The following is a 12,763-nucleotide window of genomic DNA, read 5'->3' as shown; positions in this document are numbered from 1 at the left end:
ATTATCATCCCTAAAGAATAATTTCGGTGACAGCTTGTCCTATAGCAATTTGATTGCGGAGGATATACTTAATTATCGGGAAATAAGTATACTGTCACCTTAATTCCTTATAGGATGAATTTGGGGTTTTTGAGGAGAGGGTTGTTCTTTATTTCGCCGGCGACCTTTTCAGAGAGGCCGGGTTTGCCGAGCTTATAATACATATAGTTCTTATATCCCTCCACGCCGGGCTGGTCGAAGGCGTTGACTCCCAGCAGTTCCCCCTCAAAGGCCGTTGCCATTTCGAAGAAGAAGAGGAGAGCGCCCCAATTATAGGCCGAGGCCTCGCGCATTATTATCGTGCAGTTCGGCCTCGATTCCCGCACGAGAGCCCACTCAGTCGCTTCCTGGGCGAGCGTGATCATCTCCGAGAACTTTCTTCCGGCTAGGATGCCGCTTTCCGGGCCCGAAGGGACCTTGATCTCATTGTTAAATTTTTCGACCCGGATAAAGGTCACGACCTTATTATTCATCCCCTCGATGTTGTTCTGCTGGATGGAATGCAGGTCGTTCGTCCCGCGCGCGGAGATAGGAGTGCGCCCGGCGTTTACTACGCGGCCGGTGTCGTTTACCCATTCCTCGCGCCCTTCCCGCGCCTTGTTTATCTTCCTGGCGTATTTCTTCCCCAGGCTCTCGGCGAGCATCTGGACGTACCAGTCGGCCGTGGATTTCAAAGTCTCGGAGAAAGGCATTATTATGGCTATATCCTTGCCTTTCATCCTGTAGAGTATCGTGTGCAGGGCCGCGTACATGTATGCGGGGTTCCTGTAGAGGTCGGGCGAACCGCACCTTTTGCACATATCAGCGGCTCCCTCGAGGACTTCTTCTATGTCTACTCCGATTATCGCGAGATGTAGGAGGCCCATGTTGAATTCCGAGAACCTTCCGCCCACGCCTTTCATCAGCGGGAGATTCCTGAAACTCAGCTTGTCCTTCTCCCGGTGCCCGTCTACGATCTTGCGCAGGCTCCCTGATTCCGGGTCGGTAATCGCGAATATCTGCCTGCCGTAATCCTTGCCCGCGCCCTTCTTAAGCCAGTTCTCGACGGCGATAAAGGCGGCCTTTGTCTCGGTCGTCTCGCCCGATTTGGAGATGACGGCCACAAATGTCTTTTTCGGGTTTAAATTTTTCAGCAGCACGGACAGGGTGTCCGGGTCGAGGTTGTTCCCCTCGAAATATACCCTCGGCCGTTTCTTCCTAGCGCCGGCGAATTCGTTATAATAAGGAGGGCAGAGGGCGTCCTGCGCCGCCTTAAGGCCGAGATACGAACCGCCTATACCCAGGGATATTACGTTCTCATATTTTTTCGCTATCTCGTTCCCCAGGTCCCGGATCCCTTTTATTTCCTTTTTATCCTGGAAAGGCAGGCGCGTCCATTCAAGGCCTAATTTTACCCTGTTGCGGCTGTCGGCCAGGACCGAGGCCAGGTGTTCATGAGCCTCTTTTACGGCGTAGGAAAGGGCGTTTAATTCCGTTTCCTCGACGCCGTTCTCTTTTCCGACATTGAAACCGAACATGTTATTGAAATCGAATTTCAGTTCTTTCATCGTAGCGCCCTTTCTGTTTTTGGTTTGCCTATTTTACTACTCTTTGATACAATAAATCAACAGAATCCACCCTTTCCTTAATAAGGAGGCACGCCATGCGCGAGAACGTCGCCATCGTAAATGATTTCACGCAGGAGGACACCTGGCGGATATTCAGGATAATGTCCGAGTTCGTCGACGGATTCGAGACACTTTCCAAGGCCGGCCAGGCCGTGTCGATATTCGGCTCCAGCCGTTTCAAGCCCGGCAGTAAATACTACAGGATGGCCGAGGAGACCGCTTACCTGCTCGCCAAGGAAGGATACGCCATCATAACCGGCAGCGGCCCCGCGATCATGGAGGCCGCAAATAAGGGCGCGAAGAGGGCGAAAGGCCACTCGATAGGCCTGAATATCCAGATACCTCTCGAACAAGAAGCCAATAAATACGTGGACACCCTCCTCGATTTCCGCTATTTCTTCGTCAGGAAAGTCATGTTCGTAAAATACGCGAAGGCCTTCGTGATAATGCCCGGAGGCTACGGCACGCTCGACGAATTCTTCGAGGCCATCAACCTTATCCAGACCCAGCGCATCCAGAAATTCCCGGTAGTCATCATGGGAAGCGAGTACTGGAAAGGGATGATCGACTGGCTCAAATCTACGGCCCTCAAGAGCGGGGCAATATCCAAAGAAGACCTTAAGCTCTTCACGATCGTGGATGAGCCGAAAGACGTTGTCGGTGTGATAAAGAAATTTTACAAAAATCAGGCGAGAGAATAATCAGCGTGAAAACTATAAGGCTCAAACCAATAAACATCACCGGTAAGATACTCCTGCGCCTCGAGAAGAAGGGGTTGGTAAGGACGCTTAAGCCGACGGCAAAGATATTGCGCAGGACGGCAAAAAACGGCCTCGTCGATACCATCTATTCTTCGCCGGTCGAGCACGGCACTCATAAACTCATCTGCGTCAGGCCGGATAACGGCTGCGGGATCGCCCTCAACTCGCATCCCCACAACGAGGAATTCATAGTGATAAACAATACGGGCCTGAAGCTAAAACCGGTGCTGATGGCCATAGCCCTGTCCAAACACAGGGATATAGAGAGGAAGGCAAAAAAGGGGAGGCTGACATCAAAGGATTTCCTTCTCCTGCGCCTCAAATATAACGACCACAAGACCTGCGTCTTCACGATGCTCAAGGACACGCCGCACTGCGAGATGTCAGAGCCGGGCAGGGGCAGGGCGTCCATCTTCTTCGTGAGCGAACCCGCAAACCTGCCGATGAGTTACCTGGACATGGCCGGTTACGCTTTCGCCTTATAGAGATACTAGCCTATGACTTTCGATCTCGCCGCAATAACGAATATAATCAAGGAAGGGTCGCCCTGGACTTTCGTCGTCGTCTTCTGGGCGGCCGCGGTCCTCAGCCTCGCCTCTTGCACCATAGTCAGGATACCGGTGATAGTCGGCCTTATCGGCGGCGTCTCCACGTCCAAGAAGAAAGCGTTCCTGCTGACCCTCTCTTTCGTATCCGCCCTCGTCCTGAGCTATACGCTTATGGGCGTCATGTTCTCCCTTATAGGCACGCTCGCAGGCCATATGATGAGGTTAAGCCGGTACTTTTATTATCTCGCGGCTATCATCGTGCTCCCGGTAGGCCTGCATATGGCGGGGCTTATCAGGTTCAGGTTATTTGAGGATGCCGTATCGCGCGGTTTACAGATACGGCACGGCGGAATGATGGGCGCTTTCCTCTTCGGCCTTGTCTTCGTCCTGTTCGAGGCGCCTACGTGCCCGGTCTGCGGCCCGTTCCTTTTAGTCATCGCGAGCCTCGGCATACTTAAGCAGAACCCCGCCTATTGCATCCTGTTATTTTTCACCTACGCGCTCGGCCAGGCGCTCCCGATAATACTGGTCGGGGTCTTCAGCGGTATCGTCAAGTATATCCACCCCAAAGTGGAGGCGGTGGAGAAGGTCGCCTCAATAATAGGCGGCAACATACTCATATTGCTGGCAATATCCTTATTTATTCTGGGATGACAATGATAGAGATAGGAAAAAAAAGAAATTATATCATAAGCGCGGCGCTCATCGCGGTATCGTTTATCGCGCTGAGGCCGGCCCTGGCGTATCTGCTCTATAGGCGCGCGGGTGATTACATGAGCGCGAGGATAGTCCCCGACGCCGCGAGGACTTATGAGAAGACGCTCGCCTTTAACGCGAAAGACGTCGACTCGAGGAACTGGCTGGCTTATTGTTACAGCCTGATGGGCCGAGACGGTGAGGCCCTCGTTGAATACAAGAAGGTGATAGGCCTGGATCCGGACAATGCCGTCGCCCTTTTTGACGCGGGAATGATATATAAAAAAGGGGGAGATATCAAAACGGCAAAGGAATATTTCTCTAAAGCCGCCGCCGCGGGGAAAAGCCCGAATGTCACCGACCAGAATCATAAGTTTTACACAAGGTCCGCCCGGACGATGCTGGAGATCATCGCGAAAAAGGAAAAAGGACGCGCCGCCCCGTAGCGGCTTTACACCGCGCCTTTATTAAGGTGCGGGGTTGACAGGTTTCCGCAGGTATGATATAGTACCAGCACTAGTTTCCCGCCGGGAACCTTTGATCAAACTTCGGAGAACAAGACCAAGATGCACCGCGAAGAAAAATTATCCGCCGATATCGAGAATATCGTCAAGAAATGGGAGGGCAAGAAGGGCAGCCTGATCATGATCCTGCACGATATCCAGAACCTTTACGGATACGTCCCGCGCGCGACTTCACTCCAGCTTTCCAATTACCTCGATGTCCCGCTAGCGAGGATATACGAAGTCATCACGTTTTACCATTTCTTCAAGCTTGATCCGCCCGGAAAGCACCTGATCCAGGTCTGCATGGGCACCGCCTGCTACCTCAAGGGCGCCTCAGACCTCCTCCATGAACTGCGCGACATACTCGGCGTCAGGGAAGGGTCTACCAGCAAAGACGGGCTTTTCCACCTCGAGGTCGTAAGGTGCCTCGGCTGCTGCGGGCTTGCCCCGGTCGTGAAGGTCGACAACAAGGTCTACAGCAAGGTCACGAAGGACCGCGTTGCGGATATACTCTCCGAATATGAACAGGAACAGGTAGCCAAATGAGCAAGATAACAAAAGAAGAGCTTGATAGTATGGCGAAGCAGCCGAAAAAAGAAGATAAGGACTGGATAAAAGTAGGGATGTCAAGCTGCGGCATCGCAGCCGGCGCGGAAGAGGTATTTAAGACGCTTACCGAAGAGGTAAAGAAGAGGAATATCAAGGTAGCGATTAAGAAGTGCGGTTGCGCCGGGATGTGTTCGGTCGAGCCGCTCGTCGAGGTGAACGTCGAGGGGATGCCCCAGGTCACCTACGGCAAGGTGAACAAGGACGTCGCGATACAGATCCTGGACGACCACATACACAGCCACAGGCTTGTAAACGACCACATATACGATATACAGGCAAAGAAACCGAATGGATAGGAATATAGTATATATAAAAGATACCGGCATATTGCAGCCGGACAGGACAAAGGATGTCTACGCGGCATTCCTTAACGGCCTACGCGACCGCGGCATGCAGGATTCGGTAATGGCTGTCCGCGTCGCCGATATCGGCGCCTATAACCAGGGCGTCGTGATAAAGGTCCTGCCGGATACGACCTATTATAACGTCAAGGACGCGGATATCAACCGCATCGTAGATTCCATAAAGGAAGGCAAGGCCGTCCAGGGCCTGGCCGCGCGCAAGGAACCCAAACAATTAAGGATAGTCCTCAGGAACTGCGGCGTTGTCGACCCGGATAATATCGACGATTATCTTGCCAGGGACGGTTACCAGGCGCTAAAGAAAGTCCTCTTCGACCTGAAGACCCCGGAAAAAACGATAGATGAGATAAAGAAGAGCGGCCTGCGCGGAAGGGGCGGCGCCGGATACCCGACCTGGATGAAGTGGAATTTCGCGAAACAGATGGTCTCAGACCAGAAATACGTCATCTGCAACGGCGACGAGGGCGACCCGGGCGCTTACATGGACAGGAGCGTGCTCGAGGGCGACCCGTACTCGGTCGTCGAGGGGATGATGATAGCCGGTTTTTCCGTCGGGGCCACAATGGGATATTTTTACATAAGGGCCGAATACCCGCTCGCCGTCGACAGGGTCCAGAACGCCATCGACCGCTGTTACGAGCGCGGGCTGCTGGGCAAAAATATATTGGGAAGCAATTTTAATTTCGGCCTCGAGATAAGGCTCGGCGCGGGCGCTTTCGTCTGCGGCGAGGAGACGGCGCTCATAGCGTCTATCGAGGGTAGGAGAGGAACGCCGCATCCGCGCCCTCCTTATCCTTCGGTAAAGGGCCTCTGGGAGAAGCCGACGGTAATAAATAACGTCGAGACCCTCGCCAACGTCCCTTATATCATATTAAAAGGCGGCGATGTCTTCGCGCGCGTCGGCACGGCGACGTCGAAAGGCACAAAAGTTTTCGCGCTCACAGGCAAGATAAAGAATTCCGGGCTCGTCGAGGTCCCGATGGGCACCACTATCCGGGAGATAGTCTTTGATGTTGGCGGCGGCATATTCAATAACAAGGCGATCAAGGCGATACAGACAGGCGGCCCGTCCGGCGGCGTCATACCAAAGGATTTCCTCAATACGCCGGTAGATTACGAAAACCTCCAGAAGCTCGGCTCGATAATGGGCTCGGGCGGCATGATAGTCATGGACGAGGACGACTGCATGGTAGATATCGCGAGGTTCTACCAGAGGTTCTGCTTTGAGGAGTCGTGCGGAAAATGCTCGCCGTGCAGGATCGGCACCGCCCAGATGCTTAACACTTTGAGCAAGATCGCAGAGGGGATGGGCGAGCTGAGCGACCTCGATAATTTACGGAGGATCTCGCAGGCGATGCAGAAGGCCGCGCTCTGCGGCCTCGGGCAGACCGCGCCTAACCCCGTCGTATCGACGCTAAGGTATTACCAGGACGAGTATGAAGTCCATATTATTAACAAGAAATGCCCGTCGAAGAAATGCCGCAACCTTTTGAGCTATAAGATAATCCCGGAGAAATGCAAGCGGTGCTCGGTCTGTATGATGAACTGCGAGGCGAAGGCGATAACCGGGAACAAAGACGACGGCTACGTCATTAACATGGACAAATGCGTCCGCTGCGGCAAATGTTTCGAGGTCTGCAAGTTCAAGGCGGTATCAAAGGAATAATAATGGCAAAATCCATACAGGCGAAGATAAACGATATATTTATAAAGGTCCCCGAGGGGACGACGATACTCGAGGCGGCAAGAAGCGTCCAGATAAAGATACCGACGCTCTGCAAGCACCCCGACCTGCCGCCGTCCGCTTCATGCGGCATCTGCGTCGTCAAAGCAAAGGGCTCGAACAAGATGCTCAGGGCCTGCTGCACCCCCTTAGACGAGGGTATGGAGATAACGACCCACGATCCCGAGATAGTCGCGATAAGGCGCAGCGTCCTCGAACTGATACTTTCGAACCACCCGAACGACTGCCTGATCTGCGGCCGCAACAATAACTGCGAGCTCCAGAAGATAGTCGCGGACTTCGGCATCTCCGAAGAATATTTCCCGAAAATAAAGCGCGACCTTCCGATGGATGACTCGACCAAGGCCGTCGTCCTCGAGCCGGAAAAATGCATTTTGTGCGGCAGGTGCATATATGTCTGCCAGGAGATGCAGGACGTATGGGCGCTCTCGTTCCTCCAACGCGGCATAAAGACAAGGTTCTCTCCGGCCGGCGATATAACGTTGGCCGAGTCGCCGTGCATAAAGTGCGGCCAGTGCTCGGCGCATTGCCCGACCGGCGCTATCGTCGAATATTTCGACGTGCCGAAGGTCTGGAAGGCGCTCGAGAATGCCGATAAATATTGCGTAGTGCAGATCGCCCCGGCAGTCAGGGCCTCCATAGGAGAGGCGTTCGGAGTCGCGGGAAAGAATTACACGGGGAAATTGTACGCGTTATTGAGGAGGCTCGGTTTCAAGGCCGTATTCGATACGAGCTTCGCGGCCGATGTCACTATTATGGAAGAGGCGAGCGAGTTCGAGCAGAGGTTCGTGAAAGGCACGAAGCCGCTTCCATTGATCACGACCTGCTGCCCGTCGTGGGTGGATTTCATGGAGAAGTTCCACACGGATATGATAGAGCATTTTTCGTCCTGTAAGTCGCCGCACGAGATACTAGGCGTGCTCTCCAAAACATATTATGCCCAAAAGAACAACATAGACCCTTCTAAGATAGTCATGGTCTCGGTAATGCCCTGCACCGCCAAGAAATACGAGATAACCAGGAGCGACGAGATGTCCGCCTCGGGTTACCAGGATATAGATATCGTCATGACGACAAGGGAGCTCGCGCTGATGATAAAACAGGCGGGCATAGATTTCATGAACCTTCCCGATGAAGAATCGGACACGATACTCGGCGAATACGCGGGCGCCGGCGTCATCTTCGGCTCGACCGGCGGCGTCATGGAAGCCGCGTTAAGGACAGCGAATTATTTCATAACCGGAGAAGAACTGAAGAAAGTCGACCTCGATGTTGTCAGGGGCCTGAAGAGGGTCAAAGAGGGCGAGATCGAAGTCGGCGGCAAGAAAGTCCGCGTCGCGGTCGCGCACGGCATGGCGAACGTCGAGTACGTCCTGAATAAAGTAAGGGAAGCGAAGAAGGCCGGCAAGGAATTGCCCTACCATTTCATAGAAGTAATGGCCTGCCCGGGCGGCTGCGTCGGCGGCGGCGGACAGCCCTACATGGTGACCGACGAAGTCAGGACGCTCAGGGCCGCGGCGCTATATGAAGACGATAAGACAAAAGCGGTGCGCTGCTCGCACCAGAACCCGTATATAAAGAGGCTTTACAAGGAATTCCTGGAGAAGCCGTTGAGCGAGAAATCCGAGAAACTTCTCCACACGACATATAAAGGACGGCCTGTCTATAAGAGATAGGCAGGGACGGTTCTCGAGCCAATCAGAGAAGTGTCCCCAAAATACCTGCGGCGAGGAGGCGACTCTGAGGCCAAGGGGCTGAAAGTAACATCTTTAGCCCGGCTTGGCTCACATGCCGGGTTTTTTATTAGATAATTATGGTGACAGTATACTTAATTATTTAAGGAATAGGGAATTAAGTATACTGTCACCGAAATTCAGGAGGGAAGATGAACAAGAGACTGGGATTTATGGGGATAATAGTGACGGACAGGAACAGGCAGGCGGGCGAGGTCAACAAGATCCTGTCGGAATTCGGAAATATCATCCAGGGGCGGATGGGCATTCCATACAAAGAGAGGAATTGTTCGATAATAACGCTCATAGTCGACGCGACGACCGACGATGTCGGCGCGCTGACCGGAAGGCTCGGGCTGATACCCGGCGTTTCGGTAAAATCCGCGCTCAGTAAAGGAAATAAATGATAAAGACCCCGAAATCATTACGTTTGCAGATAGGCCTGTTCGGCAGGACAAACGTGGGCAAGTCCAGTTTCCTTAATTTTGTGGCCGGGCAGGACGTGGCCATAACGTCGCCGGTCGCCGGCACAACCACGGATGTCGTCGAGAAATCGATGGAGCTCCTTCCTGTGGGGCCTGTCGTATTCCTCGATACCGCCGGGCTCGATGACATATCGACGCTCTCCGACCTGCGCCTTAAGAAGACCGCAAAAATATTCGACAGGGCAGATATCATAACGCTTATAACCGAGGCCGGCGCCTGGACCGGATACGAGGAGAAGACCGTCGAAGAGGCGCGCAAGAGGGAGATCCCGCTGATAATAGTGATAAACAAGGCGGACCTGAAGAAGCCGTCGGACGACTTCCTCGCGAAGATGTCCGCAGTGACGACGCGCGTAATGGCGTGTTCATCCCTGGGCTACAACGAGACGATACTGGACGCCGGGAATACGCGCGACGCGAGCGTCGAAAAATACAAGAGATTCCTCCTCGAAATATGCCCCGATGATTTCCTGAAGCCGCCGCTTTTGACCGGGGACCTCGTGCCGAAAGGCGGCATCGCGGTATTGATAATGCCGATAGACAAGGAAGCGCCGAAAGGCCGGCTCATACTGCCGCAGGTCCAGACGATCCGCGACGTCCTCGATAACGACGGCATCTCGGTCGTGGTGAAGGAGACCGAATACCTCGCTTCGCTCAAGACTCTCTCAAAACGGCCGGATATCGTCGTCTGCGACTCACAGGTGGTCTTAAGGATGGTGAAAGAGACCCCTCCGGACGTAAAATGCACTACGTTCTCAATAATATTCATAAGATATAAGGGCGATCTCGTCGAGATGGCAAGGGGCGCCGCGGCAATAGAGCGGCTCAAGCCGGGCGACAAGGTGCTCATCGCCGAAGCGTGCAGCCACCATGCGATAGAGGACGATATCGGCCGCGTCAAGATACCTCGCTGGCTGAATAAATTCGCAGGCGGCGAGATATTATTCAAGGTATGCTCCGGGCGCGATTATCCCGGCAACCTAAAAGAATATAAACTGATAATACATTGCGGGTCGTGCATGATAACGCGCCGCGAGATGCTCACGAGGATAGAGAAGGCGAAAGAGGCGGGCGTGCCGATAACCAACTACGGCCTCGCGATATCGCTTTCTCAGGGAGTGTTGGAAAGGGTCTTGTCTCCTTTCCCCGCGTCCCTGGAGGCATTCATAAATGAAAGGGAAAGATCAGTCAAGGGGGCCAGCCGATGAAATACATAGACGAAAACAAGATACAGGAACTGCTCAACAGCGCGGGCAAAGCCGGCGAAGACAAGATCGACGCGATACTGGATAAGTCGCGCTCACTCAAGCGCCTTACTCTCGACGAGACGGCCGCGCTTCTGGCGGTCAATGACCCGCGCCTGGTAAAAAAGATATTCGAGGCCGCGGCTTACGTCAAGAATGCCATTTACGGCAACCGCGTCGTCCTGTTCGCGCCGCTTTATATCTCGAATTTTTGCGCGAACAAATGCGTCTATTGCGCGTTCCAGTCCGGCAATCCCGAATTAAAGAGGAAATACCTCAATGCCGCCGAGATCCGCGAGCAGGTCGAGTGGCTGCTGAAGAGGGGGCACAAGCGCATCCTCGTTGTCGCAGGCGAATCAGGCGTCCCCGGCAAGTCAGCTATTGAATATTATACAGAGGCGGTCGAGGCCGCGTATTCCGCGCGCGTAGGCCAGCACTATATAAAGAGGGTGAATATAAACTGCGCGCCGCTGTCGATAGAAGACTTCAAGAAACTCAAGGCCGCGAACATCGGCACGTTCCAGCTATTCCAGGAAACTTATCATGACGAAACTTACAGGAAATGCCATCTTAAAGGGCCGAAGAGCGACCCTGACAACCGCCTCGACGCCATCGACCGCGCTTTCGCGGCCGGCATAGACGATGTCGGCATCGGCCCGCTTTACGGGCTCTACGATTACAGGTTCGAGACGCTGGCGATGATGATGCACATCGAGCATCTTGAGAAAAAATTCAACGTCGGCCCGCACACGATATCTGTGCCGCGCATCGAGCCGGCGGTCGGTTCGGAATTTTCCCTGCACCCGCCTTACCAGGTCTCTGACGACGATTTCAAAAAACTCGTCGCGATCATCCGCCTGTCGGTCCCGTATACGGGAATGATACTTACGACCAGGGAGACGGCGCAGATGAGGGATGAGGTTATAAGCCTGGGCATTTCGCAGATAAGCGCCGGGTCGAAGACCTCGCCGGGAGGATATTCCGACAGCGAGAAGTGGGACGGGCAGTTCGCTACGAGCGACAAGCGCAGCCTCGAAGAGCTCGTCGGAATGCTCATCGAGAAGAATTATATCCCGAGTTTCTGCGCCGCGTGCTACCGCAGGGAGAGGACAGGGGAAAGCTTCATGAGTTTGGCAAAACCCGGCCTCATCAAGGGCATGTGCAGCGTCAACGCGCTCGTCACATTCAAGGAATACCTCGACGACTTCGCCTCACCCCAAATAAAGCGGGAAGGCTATAAACTTATCGAACGCGAGACCGCGAAACTCGACGAAAACTCCCGCGGCCAGATCTCGAAACTCTTCGCCGCCGTCGACTCCGGCCTCCGCGATGAATATGTCTAATAATTATGGTGACAGCTTGTCCTATGGCAATTCGAATGCGGAGGATATAATTAATTATGGAAATAAGTATACTGTCACCGAAATTCTTTCGCTCGAGGACGAGAAACCGCTCCGCGAGCTTTATGATCTCGCCGACGGCGTTCGTAAAAAATACGCCGGCGACGCGATCCTCCTGCGCGGGCTCGTCGAATTCTCCAACTATTGCGCCAAGAGTTGCTATTATTGCGGGCTAAACGCCTCGAACAAGTCCCTGGAAAGATACCGCCTGACAAAAGAGGAAATACTCAACAGCGTTTCGCAGATAGCGGCCTGTAAAATAAAGACCGTCGTCCTGCAATCGGGCGAAGACCCGGCGCTCAAGCCGGAATGGCTCGCCGCTCTCATCAAAGAGATAAAATCAAGATATGATATCGCGGTGACCCTTTCGGTAGGGGAGAGGCCGCGCGAAGATTATAAATTATGGAAGGACGCCGGCGCGGACAGGTATCTCCTCAAGATCGAGACCTCCGACAAAAAACTCTACGATTCCCTCCATTGCGGGATGGATTTCGAGGACCGCCTGCGCTGCCTGCGCGACCTGAAAGGCCTTGGTTACGAGACCGGCTCGGGCATAATGGTCGGCCTACCCGGCCAGACTTTGCGCTCCATCGCCGCCGACATTTTGTTTTTCAAGGAATGGGATTTTGATATGATAGGCATCGGGCCTTTTATCCCGCACGGCAAGACGCCCCTGGCGGATAATACCGCCGGCGATGTAAACCTCGTCCTTAAAACACTGGCGCTCACCCGCATCGTCACGAAAAGGGCAAACCTCCCGGCGACCACCGCCCTCGGCAGTTTAAGCAAAGATTTCAGGGTAGAGGGGCTGAAAGCCGGCGCCAATGTTCTTATGCCCAACTTCACGCCCGCGCCTTACAAGAAATTATACGAGATCTATCCCAACAAAAGATGTATCAGCGAATCGGCCGGCTCCTGCGCCCCGTGCATGGAGTCCCTCGCCGCCTCGATCGGCCGCACCATCGCCTGATCGGGGACGTTAATCTTATTGAAGTAATGTCCTGCCGGAGTTATAATCTACCTATAAAT

Annotated in this window: 13 protein-coding genes; 12 read left to right on the top strand and 1 reads right to left on the bottom strand. The window is 53.8% G+C overall.

Features of this window, described 5'->3' with window-relative positions:
- Positions 1–107 precede the first annotated feature (107 nt).
- Entirely contained in the window at positions 108–1,586 is a 1,479-nt protein-coding gene (locus PHO67_03195; protein ID MDD5546155.1) for a glucose-6-phosphate isomerase, read from the bottom strand.
- A 95-nt stretch (positions 1,587–1,681) separates the two neighbouring features.
- On the opposite strand from PHO67_03195, the gene PHO67_03190 reads away from it, so the two are divergent.
- From PHO67_03190 to hydE, 12 genes are all read left to right on the top strand, one after another.
- Positions 1,682–2,347 (top strand): TIGR00730 family Rossman fold protein, encoded by a 666-nt coding sequence (locus PHO67_03190; GenBank protein MDD5546154.1) that lies wholly within the window; start codon positions 1,682–1,684, stop codon positions 2,345–2,347.
- 5 nt (positions 2,348–2,352) lie between these two features.
- Positions 2,353–2,892, top strand: a complete 540-nt coding sequence (locus tag PHO67_03185) for a hypothetical protein (GenBank protein MDD5546153.1) — start codon at positions 2,353–2,355, stop codon at positions 2,890–2,892.
- A 12-nt stretch (positions 2,893–2,904) separates the two neighbouring features.
- Entirely contained in the window at positions 2,905–3,609 is a 705-nt protein-coding gene (locus PHO67_03180; GenBank protein ID MDD5546152.1) for a cytochrome c biogenesis protein CcdA, read from the top strand.
- A 2-nt stretch (positions 3,610–3,611) separates the two neighbouring features.
- A complete protein-coding gene (locus PHO67_03175) occupies positions 3,612–4,097 on the top strand; it encodes a hypothetical protein (protein ID MDD5546151.1) in 486 nt (161 codons plus the stop codon).
- Positions 4,098–4,217: 120 nt separating this feature from the next.
- Positions 4,218–4,703, top strand: a complete 486-nt coding sequence (locus PHO67_03170) for an NAD(P)H-dependent oxidoreductase subunit E (GenBank protein MDD5546150.1) — start codon at positions 4,218–4,220, stop codon at positions 4,701–4,703.
- Entirely contained in the window at positions 4,700–5,062 is a 363-nt protein-coding gene (locus tag PHO67_03165; GenBank protein ID MDD5546149.1) for a (2Fe-2S) ferredoxin domain-containing protein, read from the top strand. The genes PHO67_03170 and PHO67_03165 overlap by 4 nt, the downstream gene beginning before the upstream one ends.
- Positions 5,055–6,794: an NADH-ubiquinone oxidoreductase-F iron-sulfur binding region domain-containing protein gene (locus PHO67_03160; protein ID MDD5546148.1), complete on the top strand. Its 1,740-nt coding sequence runs from the start codon at positions 5,055–5,057 to the stop codon at positions 6,792–6,794. The genes PHO67_03165 and PHO67_03160 overlap by 8 nt, the downstream gene beginning before the upstream one ends.
- 2 nt (positions 6,795–6,796) lie before the next feature.
- Positions 6,797–8,548, top strand: a complete 1,752-nt coding sequence (locus tag PHO67_03155; GenBank protein ID MDD5546147.1) for an NADH-dependent [FeFe] hydrogenase, group A6 — start codon at positions 6,797–6,799, stop codon at positions 8,546–8,548.
- A 209-nt stretch (positions 8,549–8,757) separates the two neighbouring features.
- Positions 8,758–9,012 carry an iron-only hydrogenase system regulator gene (locus PHO67_03150; GenBank protein MDD5546146.1) on the top strand — a complete coding sequence of 85 codons (255 nt, stop codon included), beginning with the start codon at positions 8,758–8,760 and terminating at the stop codon, positions 9,010–9,012.
- The gene (hydF, locus tag PHO67_03145; protein ID MDD5546145.1) at positions 9,009–10,298 is read left to right on the top strand and encodes a [FeFe] hydrogenase H-cluster maturation GTPase HydF; all 1,290 of its coding nucleotides are present in this window, start codon (positions 9,009–9,011) and stop codon (positions 10,296–10,298) included. Before PHO67_03150 ends, hydF begins: the two co-directional genes overlap by 4 nt.
- The gene (gene hydG / locus PHO67_03140) at positions 10,295–11,677 is read left to right on the top strand and encodes a [FeFe] hydrogenase H-cluster radical SAM maturase HydG (protein ID MDD5546144.1); all 1,383 of its coding nucleotides are present in this window, start codon (positions 10,295–10,297) and stop codon (positions 11,675–11,677) included. The genes hydF and hydG overlap by 4 nt, the downstream gene beginning before the upstream one ends.
- Positions 11,670–12,704: a [FeFe] hydrogenase H-cluster radical SAM maturase HydE gene (gene hydE, locus PHO67_03135; protein MDD5546143.1), complete on the top strand. Its 1,035-nt coding sequence runs from the start codon at positions 11,670–11,672 to the stop codon at positions 12,702–12,704. The genes hydG and hydE overlap by 8 nt, the downstream gene beginning before the upstream one ends.
- Positions 12,705–12,763: the final 59 nt, after the last annotated feature.

It is taken from the genome of Candidatus Omnitrophota bacterium, assembly GCA_028716565.1.
In the GTDB taxonomy this organism is placed as follows: domain Bacteria; phylum Omnitrophota; class Gorgyraeia; order Pluralincolimonadales; family Pluralincolimonadaceae; genus Pluralincolimonas.
The sequence above is the reverse complement of the archived record's forward strand: the minus strand, read 5'-3'. Positions and strand labels throughout refer to the sequence as shown.

Excerpts from the sequence above, each read along its gene's own strand:
- PHO67_03175 (MDD5546151.1), top strand. The coding sequence starts at position 3,612 with ATGATAGAGATAGGAAAAAAAAGAAATTATATCATAAGCGCGGCGCTC.
- PHO67_03180 (MDD5546152.1), top strand. The coding sequence starts at position 2,905 with ATGACTTTCGATCTCGCCGCAATAACGAATATAATCAAGGAAGGGTCG.
- PHO67_03190 (MDD5546154.1), top strand. The coding sequence starts at position 1,682 with ATGCGCGAGAACGTCGCCATCGTAAATGATTTCACGCAGGAGGACACC.
- hydF (MDD5546145.1), top strand. The coding sequence starts at position 9,009 with ATGATAAAGACCCCGAAATCATTACGTTTGCAGATAGGCCTGTTCGGC.
- hydE (MDD5546143.1), top strand. The coding sequence starts at position 11,670 with ATGTCTAATAATTATGGTGACAGCTTGTCCTATGGCAATTCGAATGCG.
- PHO67_03150 (MDD5546146.1), top strand. The coding sequence starts at position 8,758 with ATGAACAAGAGACTGGGATTTATGGGGATAATAGTGACGGACAGGAAC.
- PHO67_03170 (MDD5546150.1), top strand. The coding sequence starts at position 4,218 with ATGCACCGCGAAGAAAAATTATCCGCCGATATCGAGAATATCGTCAAG.
- PHO67_03165 (MDD5546149.1), top strand. The coding sequence starts at position 4,700 with ATGAGCAAGATAACAAAAGAAGAGCTTGATAGTATGGCGAAGCAGCCG.
- PHO67_03195 (MDD5546155.1), bottom strand. The coding sequence starts at position 1,586 with ATGAAAGAACTGAAATTCGATTTCAATAACATGTTCGGTTTCAATGTC.
- PHO67_03160 (MDD5546148.1), top strand. The coding sequence starts at position 5,055 with ATGGATAGGAATATAGTATATATAAAAGATACCGGCATATTGCAGCCG.
- hydG (MDD5546144.1), top strand. The coding sequence starts at position 10,295 with ATGAAATACATAGACGAAAACAAGATACAGGAACTGCTCAACAGCGCG.
- PHO67_03155 (MDD5546147.1), top strand. The coding sequence starts at position 6,797 with ATGGCAAAATCCATACAGGCGAAGATAAACGATATATTTATAAAGGTC.